The sequence below is a fragment of the Actinomadura rugatobispora genome (assembly GCF_042656285.1).
GTDB classification, from domain to species: domain Bacteria; phylum Actinomycetota; class Actinomycetes; order Streptosporangiales; family Streptosporangiaceae; genus Spirillospora; species Spirillospora rugatobispora.
The window spans coordinates 15,830-41,618 of record NZ_JBHSON010000063.1; the positions used below are offsets into that span (position 1 = coordinate 15,830).

The window sequence follows — 25,789 nt, forward strand, 5'->3', positions numbered from 1 at the left end:
TCTACTCTCGCCTGTATCAACAGAAGGCGAAAACCTGGAGGGCCCGTGGTGAACGTTCGAGACCCCCTAGACCCCAAGATCTCGATGTGGCACTTCCTCGCCTACTACCTTCGGTTCGTACGCGAGAAAGAAGGGCTGTCCCTCGCTCAGTGGGGGAAGATCATCGGGATGGCGCGATCGAGTGTTTCGAATATCGAAGCCGGGCGCGCCAAGCTCCAGGTGGACTACGCGAGACGTCTGGACGTGAAGTTCGAGACGGGTGGGCTGTTCGAGTTGCTTCTCTGGTACGCCCGCATGGCGCACGATCCGAACTGGTTCCGCCAGTACAGCCAGCACGAGAAGCAAGCGGCCGACATCAAGGTCTACCACGGGCAGGCAGTGCCGCTCCTGCTCCAGACCGACGACTACACCGAGGCTTACGGTCGACTCAGTATGTCCATGGACCGCGAGGCGGTCCTGGCCGGGCGTATCTCCAGGAAGCGGGCCATCCTGGAGCGGGAACACCCGCCCTGCATCTGGGCCCTCCTGGACGAGGCCGCTCTCGCACGTCCGGTCGGTGGCCCAGAGGTCATGGCGGCTCAGCTCCGGCATCTCCTGGAAATGGCGGATCGCTGGAACGTGATCCTGCGGATCATTCCTTTCTTGGCGGGAGAGTACGAGGGAGCCGACGGGTTCTTCCAGCTCATCGGCCTGCCTGACCGGGACATCGCCTACGCGGGCGCCCAGGGAGGCGGACGGCTGATCGAGATGGCAGACGAGGTCAAGTCGTACGTTGATACGTTCGAGCGTATCGGCGCAAAGGCCGAATCTCAGGCGAGGTCACGTGACGTGATCAAGCAGTACTTGGAGAGGTACCCATGACCGTTCAGTGGCGCAAGAGTTCCTACAGCGGCACAGCGAATGACGACGTGTGCGTTGAGCTTGCGCGTCTTCAGCAGGGCGTCGGAATCCGGGACTCCAAGGACCCGGACGGGGATCGGTTCACGGTGAGCGGTGCCGTGTTCGGGGTGCTGGTGGAGAAGATCAAGGCGGGTGGCCTCGACCGGCCGTGACGGCCTCCGTTAGGGTGCGGCGGGCCTCCTGACCTGGCCCGCCGCGCCGGGCCGGTCGGGTGGACGACACAGAACGAAAGGGGTGCGTGGTGAGGCCGACGCTGGCAGCCGATGAGGTGCGGCGCAATCTGACCCAGTACCTCACCACGACGTTCGCGCTGGCGGACGACCAGGTGCGCGAGGGGCTCGAACGGTTCCTCAACCATGACGAGCAGGGCATCTTCCGTGGGCCCTACCTGCGGATCCGGACGCCCTTCCGCAAGGTCGGCGACGACTGGCGCAACCCGCTGGAGTTCATGCCGGACGGCCCGGCGCCCTACCTCCACCAGGCGAAGGCGTTCGAGCGGCTCAGCACCTTCAACAAGGAAGCCCAGCCGACGCTGATCACGACGGGGACCGGGTCGGGCAAGACCGAATCCTTCCTCTACCCCGTCCTGGACCACTGCCGGCGGGAGCGCAAGAAGGGCAAGACCGGGGTCAAGGCCCTCCTTCTCTACCCGATGAACGCGCTGGCGACCGACCAGGCGAAGCGGCTCAGCGACTACCTGTCCCAATCCGGCCTGGGGGAGGTCACCGCCGGGCTCTACATCGGTGACACCCCCGACACCGAGTACCCCAGGGTGCAGACGCGGCGGACGGTGATCCGGCGGGAGCGGCCGGACATCCTCATCACCAACTACAAGATGCTCGACCTGCTACTCCAGCGGGCCGCTGACCTCCCGCTTTGGAAGGACGCCGACCTCGCCTACATCGTGGTGGACGAGTTCCACACCTACGACGGGGCTCAGGGCACGGACGTGGCCATGCTCATCCGGCGCCTGGCGGCGGCAACCGGGCACAGCCGTCCCGGCAGGCCGCTCGGGAAGATCTGCCCGGTCGCGACGAGCGCGACGCTGGGGCAGAGCGGGCCTGGCGCGGCGGCACAGATCCGGGCGGTGGCCGAGACCGTCTTCGGTACCGCGTTCCCCGAGGGCTCGGTGATCGGCGAGGACCGGCTGCCGGTCGACGCATGGATGGGGAGGATCGACTTCGGGCTGCCGATTCCCGAACCCCACGAGCTGGCGGCCCTGCCCGACCCGCACGACGACCCCGGCGCGATGGACCGGATCATGGAGGCGGTCACCGGCACCCGCGCGCTCACGCCGCCCGAACTCGGCGAGAAGCTGCGCGCCCACATCCTCACCCGCGCTCTGCTCGAAGTGCTGGACGGGGAGCCCAAGACCCTTGAGGAGATCCTGGAGGTCCTGCCTCTCAAGGGGGCCTACAGCTGGGGTGACGCCGTCCGCCGGTCGCCCACGCAGGCCGCCGTCGCCCTGTCCCGGTTCGTGGCGCTGCTGTCGGTCGCCACCGAGGTCGCCGACTCCCGCGAGCGTCCCATCCTGCATGTCGAGACGCACCTGTGGATCCGGGCGGTGTCGCGGCTGCTGCGCGCGGTCGGGCCCCGTCCCGGGTTCGGATGGTTCGGCGAGGCGCCCCCGCCGATGGACGCGGAGACCACGCTGGCCGGCGGCGGGCGGGAGATGCTGCCCTCCATCTACTGCCGGCACTGCGGCCGGGCGGGCTGGGCCGCGATCTCCCCGGAACGCGACCCGCAGCAGCTCGACACCGACCCCGCCCGCATCTACCGGGCCGCGATCGCCGAGAAGGGCCGCGTCCGCCCGATGATCACGGCGACGGAGAGTGAGGTCAAGGCTCAGGCCGAGGGCAAGCCGGGCCCGCCCGTGCTGGTCCTGACCGACGGAGGGCACCGGCTCCGCCCGCTCGACCCGTCCAGAGATCTCGGCGAGAACCGCGACACCCGCGATGTCTGTGTGCTCGCCGACATCGCCCACAACAGGACGAGTGTTCGCGCCGCCGAGAACGACCACTGTCCCGCTTGCGGCATGGAGCAGGGCACCCGATTCCTGGGAGCGGGGCTGGCCGCGCTGGCGTCCGTGGCCGTCACCGAGCTGTTCACCGGTGGTCAGCTCGAGGGCCCCCAGCGCAAGACGCTGCTGTTCAACGACGCCGTCCAGGACGCCGCGCACCGGGCCGGGTTCGTCGCCAACCGCTCCTTCGGCTTCTCGCTGCGGCTGCTGCTGGCCCGCGGGCTGGACTCCGAGCGTCCCGTCCCGCTGAACGAGCTGATGGCCGAGGTGGTGAAGGAGGCCAGCGTGCCCGAGTACCTGCCCTCCGTCGTCCCGCCCGACCTGCACGACCGTGACGACGTTGACGCGTTGCTGGCGGGGGAGAGCGAGGGGGCCGCCCGCACCTGGGACCTCATCGGCGAGCGGCTGGCGTTCGCCACCGTCATGGAGTTCGGCCTGCGTTCCCGGCAGGGCCGCACGCTGGAGCTGACCCGCACCGCCGCCGCCGAGGTCCTGCTGGCCGAGCCCGAACGCGTCGGGACGCTCGCCCGTGACCTGTTCCTGGGCACCGCCGCGAGACTCGAGGGCATGCCCGACGAGACCATGTTCATCCGGTATGTGCGAGGCCTGCTGGAACGCATCCGGATGCGCGGCGGGATCAAGCACCACTGGCTCGATCCCTGGATCGAGCAGGCGGGGACCAAACGCTTCCTGACCATCTGGGGACGGCGGCCCGACGGCATGCCCGCCTTTCCCCGGGGACTGCCCGCACCCCGCTTCGTCCTGGACCGGCCCAAGGGACCCAGCGAGTTCGACGGGATTCACGGGACCGCCGGACAACCCTCCTGGTACCAGTACTGGACCGCCCGATGCCTCGGACTGGACGCGGCGGGCGCCACCCACTACCTCAGCCGTGTCCTCGACATGCTTGTAGACGAGGGCGCCCTCGCGCGCCGCACCACAGGGGACGGCACCACGAGGATCTACGGACTGCTGCCCGGCCACATCCAGGTCTGGGGACTGGCCGACCCCCAGGCGCCCGCCGCCGGCGTCCACTGCGTCGTCTGCAACTGGAAGCAGACCGTCCACCCCCTGCGCCTGCACGAATGGGTGGACGCGCCCTGCCCGCGCTACCGCTGCGGCGGGCACCTGGCCGCCAACCAGGACGAGCGGTTCCGGGACGACTACTACCGGCGGCTCTACCAGAAGCGCGCCCCGTTCCGAGTGATCACCGCGGAGCACACCGGCGCCCTCACCCGCCCGCAGCGCGAGAAGGTGGAACGCGCGTTCCGCGAGGGGAACCGTTACAACGACCCCAACGTCCTGGCCTGCACGCCGACGCTGGAGCTGGGCATCGACATCGGCGACCTCTCCGCCGTGGTCATGGCGTCGCTGCCGCCCGCGCCCGCCAACTACGTGCAGCGGGCCGGTCGTGCGGGACGCCAGACCCGCAACGCGCTCCTGCTCACCTTCATCGGCCGCCGGGCGCGCGAACGGTACTACCTGGCCGAACCGCGCGACATGATCGCCGGGGACATCGTCCCGCCCGGCTGCTACCTGTCGGCCATCGAGATCCTGCAACGCCAGTACCTCGCGCACCTGGTCGACCTGGCCGCCCGGGAGAGCACGCTTCCCGGCGTCCTGCCCATGCCCCGGCTCGCCTCCGCCCTCTTCGGCGACTCCGGCTGGTTGACAGGGTTCCGCGCCGCCGCGCTGGAGCACGGCCCCGCCCTGGTCGAGCCGTTTCTCGCCCTGTTCGGCCCCGTCGGCGGCGAGCCCGAGCGCGGCCTCACCGAAGAGGCCGCGCGGCGATTGCGTGCCTTCGCCGCGGAGGGCATCGGGGAGGCCATCGACCGGGCCGCCGCCCTCTGGGACGAGCGCCTCACCGACCTGCGCGGCCGCACCGAGGTGATCGAGGCGGCGATCGGGGCGCTGGTGGAGTCCGACCCCACGCACAACGCCCGTCAGCGTGAACTGCGCGCCGAGCGGGACGCCGTCCGCAGGCGCATCGGGGAGATCGGCCGCGCCGACGCGCACGGCACCATGGTCGAGTTGGGGCTGCTGCCCAACTACTCGCTGATCGACACCCCCACCGCACTGGAAGCCACCCTCACCTGGGAGGAGCGGAACACCGACGCGGACGGGCCGGTCGCGGGCGGCGAGCCGGAAACCGGGCCGGGCCGTCCCGGACGACGCCCTGGGACGCCGCGCGGAGCCGACCGCCGCTACCACAGCGAACTGCGCGAGTACGAGCGCTCCGCCGCCCAGGCGCTCACCGAACTCGCACCGGGCAACTACTTCTACATCCGCGGGTACCGGCACCAGATCACGGGCGTGGACGTCGGGACCCGGCAGCGTCCCACCTACGAGAAATGGCGGATCTGCCAGAAGTGCGGCTACGTCCGCACCCCGCCCGCATCCGATGACACCAGCCGATGCCCGCGCTGCCGCAACCATCTGATCGGTGACAGCAGCGCGCTCCATACCGTGCTGGTCCCGACCAAGGTCACCGCACACGACCGCCGCGACGACGCCCGCATCCGCGATGACCATGACGAACGGCAGCGCCGCTACTACGAGCGCGCCGTGGCCGTGGACATCCCCGGCGAGACCATCGAGCGCCCCGGATCGTGGCGGCACGCGCACCGCGCCTTCGGCATCGACTTCACCCGCCAGGCCAAGATCCGCACCTTCAACCTCGGGCCGCTGCGGATGGACCGTCCCGCGGGGGACCCCTTCGCCGGGGAGCTCAGGCGCATCTCACCGTTCGTCGTCTGCACCGAATGCGGCGGTGCGACGGCCGAGACCGCGCAGGGCGGCGTCCAGCAGGGCTTCGACCCGGCGGGCGGTGGCGCGGGGTCCGCCACCTCCGGGTACGACTTCTCCGAAAGCCACCACCGGCCCTGGTGCCCCCAGCGGCGCGGCGGCGACGCCCCGCAGGAGCGGATGATCCTCGCCCATGAACTCGAGACCGAGGCGCTGCGGATCCTGGTTCCGGTGGCGACGACGATGATCCCCGAGCGCACCGCCACGTTCAAGGCCGCGCTCATGGCCGGCATCGCCCGCAAGTACGGCGGCGACCCCGACCACCTGCGGATCACCCCCGCCACCATGCCCGACCACCTGCACCACAGCGGGCACGAGCGGCGCTTCCTGGTGCTGTACGACACGCTGCCCGGCGGCACCGGCTACCTGCACCGGCTGTCCACCGAGTCCGGGCTGAAGGAGGTCCTGGAACACGCCCGGGACGTCGTCGGGAACTGCGTGTGCGCCGGCGACGACACCAAGAGCGCCTGCCACCGCTGCCTGCTCGCCCACGCCGCCGACGACGAGTTCGACATCGTCGACCGGGGCCTGGCGGAGGAGATGCTGGACGACCTGCTGGACGGCTGGGAGTCCGCCGAGGTCGCCAGCACCGACGACATCTCACTGTGGGACCAGGTCGAAAGCGAACTGGAGGCGCGGTTCGTCGCCGGGCTGCGCACGTGGGCCGCCGAGCCCGGGGCCGGGCGCGCGCTCGGCCCGGCCGGGCGGATCAACGACCGCCGCACGGCCGACCTGCGCGTCACCGGCCGCGACGGAACCGTCGTGCACTGGCAGGTGATCCTGCAGAGCGCCATCAAGGGCACCCGGCCCGACGTGATCTTCCGGCGCCTGGACGCCGCGCCGCTGGAGGTCGCCGTCTACCTCGACGGGTATGAGTACCACGCGTCCCAGCGGCACAACCGGCTCGCCGACGACGCCGCCAAACGCGCCCGGCTGCGCGCGCACGGACGGGTGGTCCTCCAGCTCACCTGGGACGACATCCGCCATTGGGAGACGGGCGAGGAAGCCGCCGACCCCGTCTGGCACCCCTACGGTGGCGTCGCGCAGGATCGGGCGCGGCAGACGTACCGGCAGGCGGGCCTGGATCCCGCCGAGCTGCCCGACCTGATCTGGACCAGCCCCATCAACACCCTGCTCGCCTTCCTGGCCGATCCAGATCAGGAGCGCTGGCTGCGGCGTGCGGAGGCCGCCGTGGCCGGCGCCGCCAAGGGAGCGTCGTGGTTCACACTCTGCCCCTCCGATCGCGTCCCCGAACTGGCGGCAGCCGTGTTGCGGGGGCAGACCCCTCCGGCCGTGCGCCAGGGTGACGTGATGCTGTTCCGCGCCGAGGACGCTTCCCAGTGCCCGGTCGTCGGGCTGGCCACCGCCGCGGGCGTATGGAGCGGGTTCACCCTCGTCGACGACCGTCCCGAAACGGTGCACGACGACGACCAGGCGCACAGGCGCCGCTGGAAAGCCTGGCTGTATTGGGGGAACCTGCTCCAGTTCCTCTCCCATGGGAGAGGCGAGGGCGGGCAAATCGCCGCGACCGCACTGGACACCTTCGACACCGGAGCCCTCGCCGCCGCCGGCGGCCACGGTCTGTTCAGTGAGCTGAGCCTGCTGGACCTCGACCCGGACGACACGGCAGGCGGCCTGGCCACCCAGCCGGGCGGCGAACCGGACGAGAACGAGTCGGCCGAGGACGCGGCCGCGGCCGCGGCCGCGGAGCCCGCCGCCGAGCCCGTCCCGCGCGGCGCCGGAGAACCCATGGAGCCGCCGCCTGGCTCGGCGTGGGCGGAGGTGCTCGACCTGCTCGACCCCGACGAACCGGGGCTCGCCGAACTGGCACGCGGCCTCATGGAACGCGGCCTGCCAGTGCCCGAAATCGGCTACGAACTGGGCGAGAACGCCTGGCAGGCTGAGCTGGCCTGGCCGGACCGCAAGGTGGGAGTCGTGCTGGCGGGCAACGACCAGGAGGCCACCCAGCGGTACCAGGCGTACATGCGCGCGAACTGGGAGGTTCGCACCGCCCGCTGGTGGACCGTGGACGAACTTGACGAGCGGATCAGGGGAGAGGACACGTGAGCGAGCGTGCGAGCGGACCGATGAGCACAGCAGTCTTGCTCGCGGCGCCGACGAAGGAGGTCGCGTGAGCGGGGCGACGCTGCGGCTGCTGCAGGAGGCGGACGACGAGATCCGGAAACTTCCCAGAATCGTCAAAGGCGCGATCTACGACTTCCAGCACAAGTTCCGGGAGAACCCTGACGCCCCCGGTTTGCGCCTCAAGCAGCTCAAGGGCGGCGGCCCCCGGCTGTTCTCCGCGCGGGTCAACGCCGAGTACCGGGCGCTGCTGCTGCACATCGATCGGCGCAACTACGTCCTGGTCGCCGTTCGGCACCGCAAGGACGTCTACGAGAATCTCGACCGCTACCGGTACCAGATCAACGAGGTCACCGGTGCGATCGAGTTCATGGACATGGTGTCGGTGCGGGCGGGTGCCTCGTCCCCGGCGCCGGAACCCGCGCCGTCACCGGAGCCGCTGTTCGCCGCCCACGGGCAGGAGCGGCTGCGTGAACTCGGTGTCGCCGAGCCGCTGCTCCCGCTCGTCCAGAAGATCACCACGGAGGAGGAGCTGCTCGGCCTCATCGAGTACGCGCCCGCGCACACCCGCGAGGTGCTGTTCGCGCTGTACGAAGGCAAGACCTTCGACGAGGTCTACGACCAGGTCACCGCCCCGGTCGCCGCGCCGGCCGAGGAGTCGATCGATACCACGGACTACGTGACCGCGCTGGCCCGCCCCGCCACCCGCGTCACAACGGAGGACGTCGCGCTCCGCCCTGTCCTCGACGGTGCCTTCGACCGCTGGAAGGTCTTCCTGCATCCCACCCAGCGGCGGCTCGTCGGACGCGACTACTCCGGCGCCACCCGGGTCAGCGGCGGTCCCGGCACCGGCAAGACCATCGTCGCGCTGCACCGGGTGAAGTACCTGGTGGACCGGCTTCAGCCCGGTGATGACAAGGCCGTGCTGCTCACCACGTTCAACAAGAATCTGGCAGCCGACCTGGAGAAACGGCTGAAGGAGCTGGGCGGGGAAGAGCTGGCCGCCCGGGTCCGGGTGGTCAACATCGACAAGCTGGCCACCGAGATCGTCAGCAAGGCCGAGCCGGGCGGGCGCCGCCGCTGGATCGACGACGGACGCGCCATTCAAGAATGGCGCGACATGCTGACCGAACTCGGCCACATGACCTGGGACGCCGATTTCCTGCACGCGGAATGGACCCAGGTGATCCTCGGTCAGGCGATCAACTCGCGCACCGCCTACTTCCGTGCCCGCCGCGCCGGACGCGGCCGCAACATCGGCCGCGCGCAACGTGACGAGATCTGGAAGCTGGTCGAGAAGTTCAGCATGCGGTTGGACGAGAAGAACCTGTGGACCTACCGGCAGGTCGCCGAGCGTGCCGCCCGACTGGAGATGGCCCGCGCCGAGCGGATTCGGGAGCACGCCGCGCAGGAGATGAACATCCACGCACAGGACGCCTCGATCGCCCTGAAGAAGCCCCGCTATCAGCATGCCGTCGTCGACGAGGCGCAGGACCTGGGCGCCGCGCACTGGAAGATGCTGCGGGCCATGGTCCCCGAGGGCCCGAATGATCTGTTCATCGTGGGCGACACGCATCAGCGCATCTACGAGAACTACGTCTCTCTCGGCAGCCTCGGCATCAACATCCGGGGGCGCTCGTCCCGGCTGACGCTCAGCTACCGCACCACCCACGAGATCCTCGGATCCGCGCTCGGCCTGCTCGGCGAGCAGTCCTGGGACGACCTCGATGACGGCACGGACGACCTGGACGGCTACAGGTCGCTCCTGCGTGGCCCGCTACCCGTCCTGCGGTCCGCCGCGTCCTGGGAGGCGGAACTGGACCTCATCGCCGAGCAGGTCGCCGAGTGGAACGACGGGCCGGGTGCTTCGATCGCCATCAGCGTCCCGGAACGGCACATGGTCGCCGACGTGGAGTCCAAGCTGGGCAGGGCGGGCGTCCTCGCCGCCGCCATCGGCCCGGACGGCCCCAAGAAGGACGACGTCGTGCACGTCGGCACGATGCACCGCTTCAAGGGCTTGGAGTACCAGCACATGATCATCGCAGGAGTGGCGGACGGGCTCGTCCCCCAAAGCTACGTCCGCCAGTACGAGACCACCGACCGTGTCCGGTACCGCAGAGAGATACAGCGCGCCCGCTCCCTGCTCTTCGTGGCCGCCACCCGCGCCCGGGATTCTCTGGTTATCACGTGGCACGGCACCCCCAGCCCGTTCCTCCCCGCGCCCGGCACGTAGCCGGCTCTTCGCTGGTCTGCCCTGCCTCAAGGTCACTCTGGGGGGCCGGCCCTGGTGGGACAGTTCTTTCGAGCAACGCTGGAACCTCGTCCGGCACGCTCAAGTAGGTCGTTTCGACCCCATCGGGATACTGAGCGACGAAGACCGGCAATACTTGACCGCTCTCGCCGTTGACGGCCTGCAGGACCAGGCGACCTCATCGTCGTCCCGCATGCCGTTGTCGCCGCCTCGGCGACGTTCTGGGCCGACCCCGAGTGGAGCGACGTGCCGCCCCAGGGCGTCGAACTCCTCCAAGGCGCCGCCGGGGCAACCCGCACATGCTCGTCTCGGAACCCGGGACGTGCCGCTGGACCGCCAAGGATTTCGACCGCGAGACCCTGGCGATCGGCGTCTTCGAGGCCAAGGCCGTCGTCTACCTGATGCACCCGAGCACGGCGCCTCCGGGTGCGGGCTCGGCACCTGCGTCGTCCGGCGGCGGCGCGAGCACGAGAGCGGCCGCTCCCCTGGTCGCCGACCGGCAGCCTGGTGGCCGGCTGATCGTCCGTTTCAGGCCGTCTGTGGATATTCGCGTTGATCCCTGATCGGGCGGGGCCCAAGATACTGCTGTGACGAAGTGGCAGAGGGCGACGGGCGTCGCCGTGACGGTGTCGGGTGCGCTGTGCTTGAGCGCGTGCGGCGGCGGGACGACACCAACTTCGCGTGCGGCGGGGTCGCCGTCCGCGACGCCGGTATCGATGGAGCAGTACCGCGCCACGCTGAAGAGCGCCGTCGATCCGCTGGAGACCGAGCTGGCAGACTTGGCGAAGGCCAAGGCGTACAAGGGCTTGCAGGGTCGCGTCAACGACGTCAAGGCCGCCGTGACCCAGGCCGCCGCCAAGCTCCGTCCGGTCACCCCGCCTGCCGAGGCCGCCCGGGAGCACACAGGCCTCGTCAGTGCCCTCGAGCGGTTCGAGAGCGTGGTCGGCGGCCTGGGCGGCGAGGTCGGCTCGCGGAACCTGTGCACCGGGGCGGCGGTCCGGGCCAAGATCGGCGACGCGGACGGCACGGGCGCGCTCCGCTCCGCCATGGCGGCGGTGCAGGCCAAGGTGCCGGGCGGGCGGCGGACGCTCACGCTGCCGTCCGCCGGCCAGAAGCCGGGGTCGCGCCCGTCCAACGGGGCGCTCATCCGGTCGGGCGGCGGCGGTGGCAGCGGGCGGCTCACCATCGACAACAGCGGCGGCTCGGACGACGCGCTGGTGACGCTCGGCAAGGGAAGCAAGCCGATGCTGTCGGTCTTCGTCCGGCAGGGTAAGAAGCACACGGTCAACGGTGTGCCGGACGGCGCGTACACGGTGTTCTTCACCGGCGGCACCAACTGGGACGGCGCGGCCAAGGCGTTCGGCCGCGAGTGCGCCTTCCAGAAGTTCGAGGATCCGCTCGACTACACCACCACCCGGACAGCCACCCAGATCCGGTACAGCACATGGAGGATCACCCTTCAGGAGGTCGTCGGCGGGAACGCGCGCACCTCGGACGTGGATCCCGACGACTTCCCCGAGTGACGGTCACGAGATCGCGTCGCTGTAGGGTCCGGCGGGCTCAGCCTCGCACCACGCCGTCACAGCCGACGAGTTCGCAACCGTGAGGACTTCGCTCGATCTGTTGGTCGCTTGCGTCGGGGACGTGGCAGGAACTGCGCGCCGGGTGGCGGGAGTTCACCGCGCACCGCGGGTGTGGATCCTCACTCTCCAGTTCACCGCGGTTCCCGGGCCTGGGGCGTCATCACCGCTGTCGAGGCCGTGGGCGCGTTCCTCGGTGCCGTGATCGCGGCCCGGCAGACTGCTGCCGTCGCTGCGTTGGCCCTCGCCTGCGTGCGGGCGACGATCGGGCCGGTTCCCCGACTGGTCCGGGATGAAGAGGAACAGGGCGTCCCGGCCGAGAGCAGCGGTGTGCGGGGGGCCGTTTCGGCGGCGCATGAGGCCGGGAAACGGCCGCCGATATGGCCATTGGGGGCGCGGGTGTCACGGCGAGCGAACATGGAGCAGCGTGGGTGGGCCAAAAAGGGCCCATAAAGACTGATGGGCATTCGCGATACTGCTGCGAATGCCCAAGCCGTGGCGGGTGCGCCGTCAGGGACTTGAACCCCGAACCCGCGGATTAAGAGTCCGCTGCTCTGCCAATTGAGCTAACGGCGCCTGTCGGTGTGGAGGGGGGTGGTGCGTCCCCTCCTGGCGACAGGAAGAAGGTTAGCAGGACGCGCGGACCAGTGCGAATCGATTAGTCCTGGGCCGGGAGGACGCTCATCATGCCTCGCCAGAGGGCGATGGCGGTGGCTCGGGAGCCGACGCCCAGCTTGGAGTAGATGCGGTTGACGTGGTTCTTGACGGTCTTCTCGCTGAGGAAGAGCTGGCGGGCGATCTCGCCGTTGGAGCGGCCGGTGGCGATCAGGTCCATGACCTCGGCCTCGCGGGCGGACAGGCCCAGGGTGAGGCGGCTGGCGGCGCGGAGGCCGCGGATCAGGTCGGGGACGGTGAAGGAGCCGGGGACGAGGTGGCCGCAGGCGCCGGCGCGGAGGGCGGGTTCGGCGGCGTCCCGGTCGGGGGCCAGGACGAAGACCCGGGAGGCTCGGCTCAGGGGGGCGGTGTGGTGGGTCGCGTGGGGGGTCAGGAGGACGACGTCGGGCCGCAGGCGTTCGGCCAGGGCGATCGCGTCATCGGAGGTCTCGGCGACGACCTCCAGTTCGGTGCTTCCGTTCAGGAGGGAGACCACGTCGGCGCGGGCGCGGGGGTCCTTGTCCACTACGAGAACGCGCAGGGGGGCCGTTTCGTCGACACTCATCCCGGCTCCGGTGGGGTGTCAGTGGCGGGTTATTGCGTCGGAGCATAACCGGCCGATCTTCAGGAGTCGACGAGCTTGCCTGACAGCTCGGTGGCGTAGAAGTCGAAGAAGCCGTCGACGTCGGGGCCCGCGTTCATGAGGGTGAGATGGTCGAAGCCCGCGTCGGTGAACTGGCGGACGACCTCCGCGTGGCGGTCGGGGTCGGGGCCGCAGCCGAAGGCGCGGCGCATGTCGTCCTCGGTGATGGACGCGGTGGCGGCCTCGAAGTTGATCGGGTTGGGGAGTTCGGACTGGACCTTCCAGCCGGTCAGGCCGAAGCGCATCAGGCGGTGCGCGGACGCGGCGGCGGTGGCCTCGTCCTTGGCGTAGGCGAGGGGGACCTCGCAGTAGCGGGGGCCGGTGCCGCCCGCCCCGGTGTACGCGGCGATCACGTCGGCGTCGGCCTCGGTGGCGAAGAGGCCGTCGCCGAGGGACGCGGCGATCTCGGCGGCGCGGTCGCCCGAGGCGGCGACGGCGATGGGCGGGAGCTCGGACGGCAGGTCGAACACGCGGGCGTCGTCCAGGACGAGGTGCTTGCCCTCGTAGGAGTGGTATCCGCCCGACCAGAGCAGGCGGATGATCTCCAGGGCCTCGCGGAGCATCGCGTGCCGGACGGTGACCGACGGCCAGGGGGCGCCGGTGACGTGTTCGTTGAGGCGCTCGCCGGACCCGACGCCGAGGGTGAAGCGGTGGTCGGACAGGATCGCGGTGGTGGCCGCCGCCTGCGCGATGATCGCCGGGTGGTAGCGGATGAACGGGCAGGTCACGCCGGTGGCCAGCCCGATCCGTTCGGTGCTCGCGGCGGCCGCGGCGAGCATCGACCAGACGAAGCCGCTGTGCCCGTGGCTGTAGAGCCAGGGATGGTAGTGGTCGCTGATCTCGACGAAGTCGAAGCCGGCCCGCTCGGCCTGCCGGGCCTGCCGCACGATCTCCTTGGGGTCGTACGCCTCGGCGAAGAGCTTGTAGCCGATCTTCACGGATGCCTCCCGGTGACGGTGCGTAGTGGGGAGGTCTGCCCGTGAGCGGTTCGGTTACACGTAAGGGCCCGGTCGCCGTTTACCGGCGGCCGGGCCCTTGTGCGTGGGGTGAGTGACGGGATTCGAACCCGCGACATCCAGGACCACAACCTGGTGCTCTGCCGACTGAGCTACACCCACCGTGGCCGGGACGCGACCCGGCTTCAAAGAGTGTAGCGGTTCCGGGAGGGTGGTTGGCCACCCGGTTTTTCAAGCGTCGCCCACGATCTGGGCGGCGAGGGACCGCGCGGTCTCCGAGTCGGGGCCCGGATGCGGGACGAAGATCGCAGAACGGTAGTACCGCAGTTCCTGGATGCTTTCGGTGATGTCGGCGAGGGCGCGGTGGCCGCCCTTCTTCTCCGGGCTGGCGAAGTAGACCCGCGGGTACCAGCGGCGGGCGAGCTCCTTGATGCTGGAGACGTCGACCATGCGGTAGTGCAGGTGGGCGTCCAGCGCGGGCATGTCGCGGGCCAGGAACGAGCGGTCGGTGGCGATGGAGTTGCCGCACAGGGGGGCCTTCTTGGCGTCCTTGACGTGCGTGCGGACGTAGCGCAGCACGGTCTCCTCGGCCTCGGCCAGGGTGACGCCGCCGGGCAGGACGTCCAGGAGCCCGGAGGAGGTGTGCATGTCGCGGACGACCTTGGACATCTGGGTGACCGCCTCCTGCGGCGGTTTGATCACCACGTCGACGCCCGCGTCCAGAATGTTGAGCTCGCTGTCCGTCACCAGTGCCGCAATCTCGATCAGCGCGTCGTCGCGCAGGTCGAGTCCCGTCATTTCGCAGTCGATCCAGACCAGCCGCTCGTTCATGGGTCAACCCTACGACCAGGAATGACCGCGCGGGTCATCGAGTATTGATCGACTTTACCCGGTGAGGTGGGGCGGGACGGGGATTCCGGGGCGGAGCGCGGGGTCGGGGACGGGGTCGCCGAAGACCTGCCGGACGGGGAGGACGCCCGCCCAGACGTCCAGGGCGTGGTCCTCGGCGTCGTCCGAGGGAGGGCCCTGGCGTACCTTGACGGACGCTTCCCGCAGGGAGAGGGCGAGGACGGTGGTGGCGGCCAGTTCCTTGGGGGTGGGGCGGCGGGCCAGGTCCCACTGGCCGGGGGCGAGGCTTTCGGTGATGGCGCGGAGGCCCTCGAGCTTCTCGTCGTCGCCGATGAGGCGGTGGGGCGTGCCGTAGATGACGGCGCTCCGGTAGTTCACCGAGTGGTGGAACAGGGAGCGGGCGAGCACGATGCCGTCGAGGTGGGTCACCGTGACGCAGATGTCCTGGGACGGCCCCGCGAGGAGGCTGCTGGCCCCGGTGGAGCCGTGGAGGTACAGGGTGTCGCCCGAGCGGCCGTATCCGGTGGGGATGACCCTGGGGGAGCCGTCGACGACCACGCCGAGGTGGCAGATCCGCGCCTCGTCGAGGATCTCGTAGAGCGCGGAGCGGTCGGTACGGGAGCGTTCGTTCCTGTACCGGCCGAGGCGGGTGCGGTCTGTCGACGACAAGGGTGTGCTGCTCATGGGTTCTACGCTAGGAAAGAAGTGGCATGGCATGAAGGGCCACTTGGCGCCGATACGTGGAGACCACTTTGACCTTCGACCTGCCGTTGTCGGTGGAGCGGGCCTCTGGCGAGCCTCTGAACGAGCAGCTGGCGGTGCAGTTGCGGGCCGCGATGCGCGAGGGACGGCTCCTGGCGGGGGAACGGCTGCCTTCCAGTAGGGCGCTGGCCGGGTTGCTCGGGGTGAGCCGGACGGTGGTCATGGAGGCCTACGGGCAGTTGTACGCCGAGGGCTGGCTGGAGGGCAGGCACGGGTCGGGGACGTTCGTCGCCGACATCGCGCCGCCTAGCCCTGTGCGGCCTTTGCCTGAGGCGAGCGTGCGTGGTGAGGAGGACGGGCCGCGGATCGATCTGAGGCCGGGGATCGCCTGGGTCGGGGCATTGGACACGCCGGCGTGGCGTCGTGCCTGGAGGCAGGCGGCGGCGGTGACCACGCCCCTCAAGTGGGAGCCGTGGGGGCTGCACGGTCTGCGCGTTGCCCTGTCGGACTACGTGCGCCGCAGCCGAGGCGTGGCGTGCACCGCCGAACGGCTTCTGGTCACCAGAGGTGCCACGAACGGGCTGGACCTGCTCGCGGCCACTGTTCTGGGCCCCGGGGACAGAGTGGGTGTGGAGGAGCCGGGCTATGTCAAGGCTCGCCAGGTGCTGCAGGCGCGAGGCATGGAAGTGGTGCCGTGCCCGGTGGACGGGCAGGGGCTGGTCGTGGACGGGCTCCCCGAGGACCTGAAACTGGTCTACACGACGCCGTCCCACCAGTACCCCTTGGGAGGGGTGCTTCCCGTGCCGCGCCGCCAGGCTCTGCTGGGCTGGGCCCGGCGCACGGGCGCCTTGGTCGTTGAGGACGACTACGACGGGGAGTTCCGGTACGACGTCGCACCGCTCCCCGCCCTCTACGGCCTCGATCCCGAGGTGGTCGTCTATCTCGGTACCTCGTCCAAGATCCTGACGTCGAACATGGGGGTCGGCTGGCTGGTGGCCCGTCCCGACCTCGTCGAGGCCGTCGCGCGTCGCAGGGAGGAGCTCAGCGACCGTACGGCCGTCGGTCCTCAGGAGGCGCTCCGCGTCCTGCTCGAACGCGGAGACCTGGAGCGGTATGTAAGGCGCATGCGTGCCGAGTACGCGCGCCGCCGGGCGGAGGTGACGCGGGCATTGGAGGGCATGCCGTTGCGCGGGGACACCGCCGGCCTCCATCTGGTGGTGGAGATGCCGGCGGCGGTGACCAGGAAAGTGGTGCGCGAGGCGTACCGGCAAGGGGTGCTGCTGGACGACCTCGAACGCCACTACGCCCAGGCCCGGGGTGTGTCCGGGCTGGTGGTCGGTTATGGAGCGGCGGCGAGCACGGGTGAGCTCAGGACCGCATGCTCGCTGGTTCGGGAACTGGCGTTCCGGTTGATGGAGGGGGTGCGGGTATAGGGGCCGCCGCGCCGTCCGAGGGAGACGGGGCCGAGGTCGCCAGCGGTGCGGAGATCCGGCGCGGTGGGGGTGTGCTCCTGGGGTAGAGGGGCACGGCCTTGGTGTCCTCTGGTTTCGCCTGGGGCACGCTCGCGGGCTCCACGGGATCGGTGATGTTTCCCAGGGGGTCCAGGGGATAGTGCTGGGCGACGGACACCACCGCTCCCAGAGGGGCGGCCCTCCGCGGTAGTGGGACGGCCACGCAACTTCCGTTCGTCCCGGCCGAGCCCTCCGCCGAGCCCCCTGCGGTGCCCCCCGTGACGGATCCGGCGACGGCGGGGACTGCGCCGGCGGGTACGGGTTCAGGGGTGTCCTGCGGGGGCACAAAGTCTGGAGAGTCCCGCATGGGTACCGGCCGCGGTGCGTCCCCCACCGGCGGTGCCTCCCCAACCGGCACGGGCCGGGGCTCCTGCTGTGCCGGGATCGGACGCTGCCTCGGGAGCGCGGTGACCGGGGTGTCGGGGCCGGTGACGCGCCGGATGTCGATGCCGCCGGGGTCGGGCCGGTGCAGTCCGGGCACCTGGGACGCGCCGAAGTGGCCGCCGCGCGCCCAGTCCCGGCGGCCCCGCTGGGAGTGGTACGACTGCGGCGACGGCAGCGGCGGACCGGCCGGCCAGCGCCGGACGACCCCCCACGCGTCCAGCCAGCCCATGATCGTGTCGAGGCCGTGCAGCAGCGTGCCCGTGAACGGGTCGCGGGCATGGCCCACCACCATCACCTGCACGCACACCCGGCCCTCGTGGCCGACCGTGCCCTCCAGCAGCCCGCCGGCACGGGTCACCGGGACCAGTTGGATGATCTCCCCCGAGCACGGGTTCCATACCAGGTGCGCCGGCGTCTCCTCGCGGAGCAGGTCGGCGGCGACGGAGCGGGCCGAGACCACGCGGGGGTCGGACTCGCTGCTGAACCAGACGACGCGCGGCGCACCCCCTCGCAAGGCTCCACCGTCCTGTTTCACGGGCATGCGGCCTACTCTCGGCAGCCATGCGTCTGCCACGGTGTGTCCCCCCCAATCGGGCGGTCTGGCCCCGAATGGTGTAGTTGCTCGTTCTAGTCCTCGTTCGTAGCCCAGCCGGACTTATAAGTCCAGCCTGCCGCCCGTGGGCTGTTTCGACGGACGACAGGGGGGCTGTCCAGTGGGTCCCATTTTGATCGACTATGGGGGCCGCTGCGTACCCTCCGGGCATGGTGAATTACCCTCGGGACACCGCGTTGAGGCGGCCGCGAGGCGCCCGGTGCCGGGCGGTACGGCGTTGACGCAGGTGGTGGACGGAAGTCAGCCGTCCCGAAAGTATCTTGCGGCGAACGGCCAGAAGTGGCCGAGGAGTTACGAAGCGGCTACGGAGATCATCCGTTGCCGCCACCCAGGAGGGGCCGCGGGGCGAGACGGGCCGGACGGGCCGGATGGGGCGGTGCGGGGAGGCGGTCGCCCGGTCTCGCCGGGGGGGTGGGCTTCCCATGGCCGACCGAGCAGCGTTCTAATAATGGGTCATGACCGTTGACGCTGAACTTCCGGCCGGGGTCCCCGGCATCGACGTCCCCCGGTTGGCGGACTGGCTGGCACGCACGCTCCCCGGCACCGGCCGGATCACCGCGATCGACCTGATCGCGGGCGGGCGGTCCAACCTGACCTACGGGATCACCCTCGACGGCGGCCGCCGCGTCGTGCTGCGCCGCCCGCCCCTCGGCCACGTCCTGCCGACCGCCCACGACATGGGCCGCGAGTACCGCGTGCTGTCCGCCCTCGGCGGGGGCAGCGACGTGCCGGTGCCGGCCACGCTGGCGTTCTGCGACGACGAGGAGGTCATCGGGGCGCGCTTCTACCTGATGGACTTCGTGGACGGCCGGGTCCTGCGGTCCAGGGACGACGCCGCGGGCATGACGCCCGAGCAGGCCGCCGCCCTCAGCGAGCGGCTGGCCGAGGCGCTCGCCGCGATCCACACGGTGGACCTGGCGGCGACCGGCCTGGAGGACTTCGGGCGGGCCCAGGGGTACATGGCCCGCCAGCTCAGGCGCTGGGGCAAGCAGTGGGACAGCTCGCAGGAGGCCGTCCGGGCCACCGGCGCCGAACGCGACCTGCCCGAGTACGACCGGCTCGTCGCGCGGCTCGCCGAGCGCATCCCGGAGGGCGGGGACGGCCCCGCGGGGCTCACCGGGCTGGTGCACGGCGACTTCCGGCTCGACAACGCGCTGGCGCGGCTGGAGCCGCGTCCCGAGATCGCGGCCGTGGTCGACTGGGAGATGTCGACGCTCGGCGACCCGCTGTCCGACCTCGGCCTGACCCTGGTCTACTGGGCGGAGGCGGCCGACTCCGAGAAGGTGATCCTGCCGGTCGGCGGCACGATCACCATGGCGCCCGGGTTCCACTCCCGCCGCCGGTTCGCCGAGCGCTACGCGGAGCTGAGCGGGTTCGACCTGGGCGCGCTGGACTTCTACGTCGCGTTCGCCTGCTTCAAGCTCGCCGCGATCCTGGAGGGCATCCACGCCCGCTACCTGCAGAAGGCGACGGTGGGCGAGGGGTTCGAGAAGATCGGCGAGGGTGTCCCGGTGCTGCTGGGCCGCGCGCACGACATCCTCGACGCGGGCTCGGTCTGGTGAACTGAGCCGGCGTCCGGCCGCGGCCGGACGGCCGGACGGGACGCGGGGCCGGGCGGGCGGCGGATCGCCCGGCCGGCCCCGTCCCGTCTCAGCAGTAGGAGACGGAGGCCGAGCCGCCGGGCGAGAACGACACCGAGCCGCTCCGCTTGCCCCAGCACCAGCCGTTGGTGCGGGACACCCGGACGCCGGTGGACTCTCCCGCGCCCAGCCGTCCGGAGCCGCCCGCGCTGAGTTCGCCCGAGGCCCCGGTGACGGTCCAGTTCACCGCGCCGCCGACCGCCGTGATCCGGATGGTGCACGACTCGTTCACGCCCATGCTGCAGCCGGCCACCGACAGCGTGCCGGGCCGCGGCGGTCTGGGCTTGGACGTGGTGGGCCGCGGCGTGGGCGACTCGGTCGTCGGGGTCTCCGACGGCGACGGGCTCTCCGACGGCGAGGCGCTGGTCGAGGACACCGACGGCGACACCGACTCGCTCGGGTCCACGCCGCCGGGGAGGGACGGGTCCGGGCCGGGACCCGACGGGTCCGCCGACGTGCCGGGCGACTCCGGGCCGGTCGCGCCGGTGTTCTCGTTGGCGCCCGCCCCGCCGATGGCGGTCATCGCGACCGCGACGAGGGCGATGGCGGCGACCCCGCCGCCGATCGCGGCCACCAGCCGGCCGTTGCGGCGCCCTCCGGCGGCGCCGCGGTCGCGGGCGCGCGGCGGGGGCGGCTGGTAGGGGACGGGCCAGCCGCGGGCGGTGAACGGCTCGGCGTAGGCGGCGATGGCCCGCCGGTTGTCGGCGCGGTCGGCGGCGGTCGCCGCGGTGAGGACGTCCAGCCGCAGCTCGCCGGGGATGGCCGCGATGGGCAGCACCGCCAGCAGCCGGTCGGCGGGCAGCGGCGGGGTGTCCCGGCCGCCGCAGGTGGGGCAGCTGTCCACGTGCCGGATCAGCGACCGGGCGGCCTGCGGCGCCAGCGGCCACGACTCGGTGAGCGCGGAGACGCTGGGGCAGTCCTCCCAGTGGTTCTGGGCGATCAGCGCGGCGTGCAGCGCGATGCCGAGGTCCTCGAGGGTCTCGTCGAGGAGCTGCGCGGCCTCGTCCGGCGGGATGCCGAACAGCCCGGCCAGGTCGGTGGCGTCCAGCTCGTGCCGGGCCGCCAGGTCGATCGCCTCGCGCTGGCGTCCGCTCAGCGCGGCCAGCGCGCTGTGCGCCAGCGCCCGGCGCTCCTCGCGCCGGGAGAGCTGCTCCTCGGTGAGGTCGCCGTCGTCGGCCTCGGGCGCCTCCTGCCCGGTGTGCCGGTTCGGGCTCTCCCGCCGGCGCATGCACTCCTTGCGGGCGAGCGCGTACAGCCAGCCGCGCAGCCGCTCCGGCTGGCTCAGGCGGCCGACGTGCTCGCGCGCCATGATCAGCGTGTTGCGCAGCGCCCCCGCCGCCTCCACGCGGTCGCGCAGCAACCCGTGGCAGTAGTCGAAGAGGAACGGCGCGTAGGTGTCGTAGACCTCGGTGAGCGCGATGACGTCGCCGGCACGCAACGCATCCGCCAGCCGAGGATCGTCGAACTGACCGGGACCTGGCCCAGCGGACACGGGAATCGCCCCCAGGTGATCGGTGATCTCGGATTGCCCCCGAGGAGGCCCTGACGCTTGTCATGGCGCTCCGGTTGCCCGATCTTGCCACCAAATAGGAGAGATTTCTGCATCTTGTGGGATTCGTGTGACCGGTGTAACACGGCCCGTGGTCATAACAGCACGTCACGGGCCGGTTTCTGAATACATGACGAATCGGAAAAACTTCGGGGAGGCGGAGGTATGGAGCGTTCCGTACAAAACGACCCCCGGAGGTCCGGGGGTCGTCGCCTTCCACCAAGCCGGGGCGGCCGGCCCAGGTCGGCCCTGCGCTCAGCCGCCGGGGCCACCGGGCTGGCCGCCGCCGTCGTTGTCACGGCACTCCCAGCTCACGGCCGCCGAGCCGCCGGGTGAGAAGGAGACCGAGCCGGTACCCGAGCCGCCGTCGCAGCCCGGACCAGATGCCATCACGGTCGTCGACGCGCCCGCGGCCAGCCGCCCGCCGCCGCCCGCCTGGACGCCGCCACTTCTGCCGATGACCGCCCAGTTCACCGCTCCGCCCACGGCTTGCACCGTGATGGGGCAGGCCCGCTCACCGCGTTCGATGGTGCAGCCCGACACCGACAGGGTGCCGACGGACGGACGGCTCGACGACCTGGTCGGCGTCGGCGTCCGGGACGCGCGCGTGCGCGTCGGGGTCGGCGTCGTCACCGTCGGCGTCGGTGTCGGGGACGTGGTGGTCGGGGTCGGCGTCGGCGACTCCGACGGCGACTCCGACGGGTCGGCGGGCGACTCCGACGGCCCCGGCGCGGAGGAGCCCGCGCTCGGGCCCACGGCGCCCGTGCGGTCGTCCGAGGAACCCGGGAGCACCATGAACGCCCCCACCGCCAGGACGATCACCGCCGCCGCGGCGGCGATCGCCGGCCACAGCCGCGGCGTCCCGGACCGGCGCGGCTCTCCGTCACCGCCACCGCCGCCACCACCACCGGCGGCGGCGCGCTCGGCGGGCAGCGGCCAGCCGTGCCCGTCGAACGGCTCCGCCGCGTACGCGATCGACGCCAGGTCGCCCGCGTAGGCGGGGTCGGTCGCCGTGGCCAGGATCCGCCCGCGCAGGTCGGCGGGCATCAGCGCGACCGGCAGCGCCTGCAGCAGCCCCGCCGTGGACACCGTGCGGTGCCGCCGCTCGGTGCACGTCGCGCACGTGTTGATGTGCCGGATCACCTTGCGCGCGACCGCCTGCGGCAGCGGCCACTCGCCGCCCTCGGTCAGCGCCGCGACGGCCGGGCAGTCACCGCGCCCGTCGCGGGCGATGACGACCGCGGCGAGCGCGCCGTCGAGACGGTGCCGCGCCTCGGCCGCCAGCTGCTCGGCCTCGTGGGACGGGACGCCCAGTACCCCGCCGATCTCCACGGTGTCCAGCCCGTGCCGCAGCAGCAGGTCGAGCGCCTCGCGCTCGCGGCCGCGCAGCCCCGCCAGCGCGTTGTGCACCAGCCTGCGGGTCTCCTGGCGCTGCGCCCGCTCGTCGGCGTCCAGGAACATGTCCTCGACCTCGGGCGCCTCGAAGCGCTCGGCCGGACGGTCGGGGTCGTGCAGGCGGCGCAGGCACTCGTTGCGGACCAGCGCGTACAGCCAGCCGCGGAACAGGGAGGGGTCGTACAGCCGACCGGCGTGCGCGTACGCGGCGAGAACGGCGTCGTGCAGCGCGCCGGCGGCCGATTCCTGGTCGCGCAGCAGAGCGTGACAGTAGTCGTACAGTCGCGCTGCATAACGGTCGAGGAGCTGGATGAGGGCTTCGGCGTCGTTCCCGGCGGCGAGCGAGCGCGCCAGGCGTTCGTCGTCCGCACGGTCGGGACTCGGCCAACCGGAACTGGACCAACCGGACACAAGGTCCTCCTGCGGGGGGAGACATCAGCGGCCGTTCGACGGCCTGTGAAACCACATCCGGGGGATCGCCGGGCGATCGCTCCGCGGATCTCGTCTGCCCCTGACCGGGGACTGCCCCGCCCTCGTGCGCGGGTAGGTCGGAGGCCCGACGGCCCCGCTCCCCGTCGGGCCTCCGAATACAAGACGAGCGGCGCCCGCGTCTGGTTGACACGGGTTGGCCGAGAAATCTCGGAGATTTCGGAGCCGACGGGGCCGAGAGGGAGAGTTCCAGGTCAGGGACGGTGCTGGGGGAAGGGATGGACTAGTTCTGGATGCGCCGGGAGAGCATCTGAAGGAAGATCTTCGAGATCTCCTGCGGGGTCATCGCGACCGCCGTCGCGCCGCCGGTCGCCTTCGCGATCCTCTCCAGCTCATTGCGGTCCACCCCGTCGCCGAACCCGATCATGTTGACCTGGATCGGCTTGTTGGGGTCCTTCATGTCCTCCAGCCTGGCCAGCGTCTCCTTCAACGTCGGTCCGTTGTCGTCGTCGTTCTTGCCGTCGGTCAGCAGCAGGATCGAGTTGCCGAACTCGGGCTTGTAGGTGTCGCTCATCTTCTTGTACGCGGCCAGCACGACGTCGTACAGGCCGGTGTCCCCGTCGGGCTTGGGACGCATCTGCTGCAGCGTGGACAGCACCAGCTGGCGGCGCGTGATGGAGCCGATGCGCTCGCCGAGCGGGCCGATCGACACCGTCTCCCGCCAGTCCTGGCGCCCCTGCATGTTGGTGGAGAACAGCCACTGGCCGAGCTCGGTGTCGTTCGACATCATCGCCAGGCCGCCCTGGGACACCTGCGCGATGGCCTGCAGCCGGTTGGTGTTCGGCCCGACGACCTCGGCCATCGAACCGGACACGTCGATGAGCGTCAGCATGCGCAGGCTCAGCGACAGCTTCGCCCACGACTGCATGACCGCCGCCACGTCGCTCGCCTTGGGCGCCGGCAGCTGGCGCGGCCGGGACGGGCTCACCCCGAGCCTGGCGTCGAACCCGGTCGGCGCCTTGCCGTCGGCGGCGCGGAACCCGAGCGCGCGCACGTCGTTGCGGGTCGCCTCGCTGTTCATCGCCCGCTCGAACTGCCGCGCCGCGGCGCGCTTGGCGTCGTCGTCGGCGGTCACCGCGAGGGGGTAGTCCATCGACAGCGTGCCCTCGATCGGGTACAGCGCCACCGCGGGCTCGGCCGGGCCCTTCCGGTTGTAGGTCCACAACGCCTGCTCCGACGACAGCGAGATCGGCTGCTTGCCGGTACGGCCCTTCCTGAACTGGGCGAACTGGGCGTCCACGGTCGGCAGCGTGCTCTCGCGGACGGTGCGGACGATCCCCGTGAAGATGGACTCGCGGTTGGGGTCGTTGGTGAGCAGCGTGCTGGTCACCATCAGCGCGCCCATGCCCGCGCCGTTGCGGACCGGGTCGGGCACCAGCAGCCGCACCGCGCCCTGCGGGATCATCTGGTTCTTGGTGACGCCGCCGCCCGCGGTGCCGCCCGCGGCCTTCAGCAGGTTGTCCCAGGACGGCGTCGCGGTGACGCCCTGCCGCTTGAGCTGCGACGCCAGCGTCTGCGGCAGCCCGACCACGATCGGGCTGCTGGCGACGGAGGTCTTGGTGGTCTGGACGGCGTCCTTGCCCTTCTCCGAGCTGCCGACCAGCGACGTCCACAGGGACGAGTCGGGGATCCACACGTCGGGGCGCTGGTTGGAGCCGGTCGCCACGCCCTGCCCGGACAGCAGCGTGGTGACGGCCGCCGGCTCGGACTTGGCGACGGTGGCCTGGACGCACTTGCCGCCGGACTCGTTCTTCGCGTTGTTGAAGCGCTCGGCGGCCTTGACGACGGCGGGCTGGATGTCGGGGGCGGCGGCCACGTTCAGGGTGATGGCGTCGCCGCTGTCGCAGTCGGCGCCGGCCCCCGCGAACGCGTACACGCCCACGCCGAGCAGCACCGCGAGGCCGACGGCGCCCGCCATCGGGCCGATGAGCGCGGTGGCGCTGCGCCGCTTCTTGCGGCGCGTCCCGTAACCGCCGGTGCCGTAACCGCCCGAGCCCGAGGAACTGGACGGTCCGCCCGGACCGCCGTAGCCGCCCGAGCCGCCATACCCGCCCGAACCTCCTGGGCCGCCGTAGCCGCCGGAGCCTTGGGAACCGCCGTATCCGCCCGAGCCGCCGCCCGTTCCGCCAGAGCCGCCCGAGCCGCCCGAGCCGCCCGTGCCGTACGGGCCGGAAGCGGGCGCTCCGCCGTACGGCGACGACGGCCTGCCCGGCCCGGTCGGACCGCCGTCGGAACTGCGGATCGAGTCGTACTCGCTGTACCCGGAACCGGGAGGCTCCGGGGGAACCGGAGCGCCGAGAGGAGAGGACGCCGCGCTGTACCCGCCGCTGGACGAGCCGCGGCCGAGGCCGTACCCGCCCGCGTCGGAAGCACCCGAGAACGGCGAGCCTCCCGGCGGACGCTGCACGGACCAGTCGGGCTCATCGGCGCCGCCCGGTGCGCCCGGTGGTCCGGCCTGATTCTGGGGGATGGGCTGCGCGGGCCGGCCCGGCGGCGCGCCGAACCAGTCGGAGGAACCGTCGTTGGCAGGACCGAAGACGGGCCTGGACGCGTCATGCCCGTCACCGCCCGGCGGCTCGTCCGGGATGTCATTTCTATGACGTCCACTCACGATTGCCCTCGATTCACCCGAATCCCTCGATGTTCCCCGGCACTGTAGTAGTACGAACGGAAGGTTACAAAGAACTCATATCGGAAGACCATGCAGGTCATCCGCTTGACTCTGTAGGATCCGACGATCGCCGTCGGTGTTGTCACGCACCGCGT

The 25,789-nt window shown here is 71.3% G+C and carries 16 protein-coding genes and 2 tRNA genes; 8 read left to right on the plus strand and 10 right to left on the minus strand.

Going from position 1 to position 25,789, the window contains the following annotated elements:
* Positions 1-48: 48 nt before the first annotated feature.
* From ACFPZN_RS36125 to ACFPZN_RS36150, 6 genes are all read left to right on the plus strand, one after another.
* Positions 49-861, plus strand: coding sequence for a helix-turn-helix domain-containing protein (locus tag ACFPZN_RS36125; RefSeq protein ID WP_378286944.1), 813 nt, complete (start codon positions 49-51; stop codon positions 859-861).
* Entirely contained in the window at positions 858-1,052 is a 195-nt protein-coding gene (locus ACFPZN_RS36130) for a DUF397 domain-containing protein (RefSeq protein ID WP_378286946.1), read from the plus strand. The genes ACFPZN_RS36125 and ACFPZN_RS36130 overlap by 4 nt, the downstream gene beginning before the upstream one ends.
* Positions 1,053-1,141: 89 nt before the next feature.
* Positions 1,142-7,792 carry a DEAD/DEAH box helicase gene (locus ACFPZN_RS36135; RefSeq protein ID WP_378286947.1) on the plus strand — a complete coding sequence of 2,217 codons (6,651 nt, stop codon included), beginning with the start codon at positions 1,142-1,144 and terminating at the stop codon, positions 7,790-7,792.
* A gap of 64 nt (positions 7,793-7,856) precedes the next feature.
* Positions 7,857-10,040 carry a UvrD-helicase domain-containing protein gene (locus ACFPZN_RS36140; RefSeq protein WP_378286948.1) on the plus strand — a complete coding sequence of 728 codons (2,184 nt, stop codon included), beginning with the start codon at positions 7,857-7,859 and terminating at the stop codon, positions 10,038-10,040.
* A gap of 317 nt (positions 10,041-10,357) precedes the next feature.
* The gene (locus tag ACFPZN_RS36145; protein WP_378286949.1) at positions 10,358-10,621 is read left to right on the plus strand and encodes a hypothetical protein; all 264 of its coding nucleotides are present in this window, start codon (positions 10,358-10,360) and stop codon (positions 10,619-10,621) included.
* A 24-nt stretch (positions 10,622-10,645) separates the two neighbouring features.
* A complete protein-coding gene (locus ACFPZN_RS36150; RefSeq protein ID WP_378286950.1) occupies positions 10,646-11,581 on the plus strand; it encodes a hypothetical protein in 936 nt (311 codons plus the stop codon).
* A 560-nt stretch (positions 11,582-12,141) separates the two neighbouring features.
* On the opposite strand, the gene ACFPZN_RS36155 is transcribed toward ACFPZN_RS36150, so the two are convergent.
* The 6 genes from ACFPZN_RS36155 to ACFPZN_RS36180 all read right to left on the minus strand — a co-directional run bounded on the left by ACFPZN_RS36155 (position 12,142) and on the right by ACFPZN_RS36180 (position 15,424).
* Positions 12,142-12,214 (minus strand) — tRNA-Lys (locus tag ACFPZN_RS36155).
* Positions 12,215-12,296: 82 nt separating this feature from the next.
* The gene (locus ACFPZN_RS36160; protein WP_378286951.1) at positions 12,297-12,857 is read right to left on the minus strand and encodes a response regulator transcription factor; all 561 of its coding nucleotides are present in this window, start codon (positions 12,855-12,857) and stop codon (positions 12,297-12,299) included.
* A 59-nt stretch (positions 12,858-12,916) separates the two neighbouring features.
* Positions 12,917-13,873, minus strand: a complete 957-nt coding sequence (locus ACFPZN_RS36165) for a TIGR03557 family F420-dependent LLM class oxidoreductase (RefSeq protein ID WP_378286952.1) — start codon at positions 13,871-13,873, stop codon at positions 12,917-12,919.
* 104 nt (positions 13,874-13,977) lie between these two features.
* Positions 13,978-14,053 (minus strand) — tRNA-His (locus ACFPZN_RS36170).
* Between the two features lie 69 nt (positions 14,054-14,122).
* Complete coding sequence (gene orn, locus ACFPZN_RS36175; protein ID WP_378286953.1) at positions 14,123-14,722, minus strand: oligoribonuclease; 600 nt, start codon at positions 14,720-14,722, stop codon at positions 14,123-14,125.
* Between the two features lie 54 nt (positions 14,723-14,776).
* Positions 14,777-15,424, minus strand: a complete 648-nt coding sequence (locus ACFPZN_RS36180) for a pyridoxamine 5'-phosphate oxidase family protein (protein WP_378286954.1) — start codon at positions 15,422-15,424, stop codon at positions 14,777-14,779.
* Positions 15,425-15,492: 68 nt separating this feature from the next.
* On the opposite strand from ACFPZN_RS36180, the gene pdxR reads away from it, so the two are divergent.
* Positions 15,493-16,875: a MocR-like pyridoxine biosynthesis transcription factor PdxR gene (gene pdxR, locus ACFPZN_RS36185; protein ID WP_378286955.1), complete on the plus strand. Its 1,383-nt coding sequence runs from the start codon at positions 15,493-15,495 to the stop codon at positions 16,873-16,875.
* Here pdxR and ACFPZN_RS36190 read toward each other — a convergent pair.
* Positions 16,811-17,878 carry a hypothetical protein gene (locus ACFPZN_RS36190; RefSeq protein WP_378286956.1) on the minus strand — a complete coding sequence of 356 codons (1,068 nt, stop codon included), beginning with the start codon at positions 17,876-17,878 and terminating at the stop codon, positions 16,811-16,813. The genes pdxR and ACFPZN_RS36190 overlap by 65 nt on opposite strands.
* A gap of 527 nt (positions 17,879-18,405) precedes the next feature.
* On the opposite strand from ACFPZN_RS36190, the gene ACFPZN_RS36195 reads away from it, so the two are divergent.
* Positions 18,406-19,512, plus strand: a complete 1,107-nt coding sequence (locus ACFPZN_RS36195; protein WP_378286957.1) for a phosphotransferase family protein — start codon at positions 18,406-18,408, stop codon at positions 19,510-19,512.
* 88 nt (positions 19,513-19,600) lie between these two features.
* Here ACFPZN_RS36195 and ACFPZN_RS36200 read toward each other — a convergent pair whose 3' ends face one another.
* From ACFPZN_RS36200 to ACFPZN_RS36210, 3 genes are all read right to left on the minus strand, one after another.
* Positions 19,601-21,028: an RNA polymerase sigma factor gene (locus ACFPZN_RS36200; RefSeq protein ID WP_378286958.1), complete on the minus strand. Its 1,428-nt coding sequence runs from the start codon at positions 21,026-21,028 to the stop codon at positions 19,601-19,603.
* Positions 21,029-21,394: 366 nt separating this feature from the next.
* Positions 21,395-22,945, minus strand: a complete 1,551-nt coding sequence (locus ACFPZN_RS36205) for an RNA polymerase sigma factor (RefSeq protein ID WP_378286959.1) — start codon at positions 22,943-22,945, stop codon at positions 21,395-21,397.
* 301 nt (positions 22,946-23,246) lie between these two features.
* Positions 23,247-25,634, minus strand: a complete 2,388-nt coding sequence (locus ACFPZN_RS36210) for a substrate-binding domain-containing protein (RefSeq protein WP_378286960.1) — start codon at positions 25,632-25,634, stop codon at positions 23,247-23,249.
* Between the last annotated feature and the right edge of the window lie 155 nt (positions 25,635-25,789).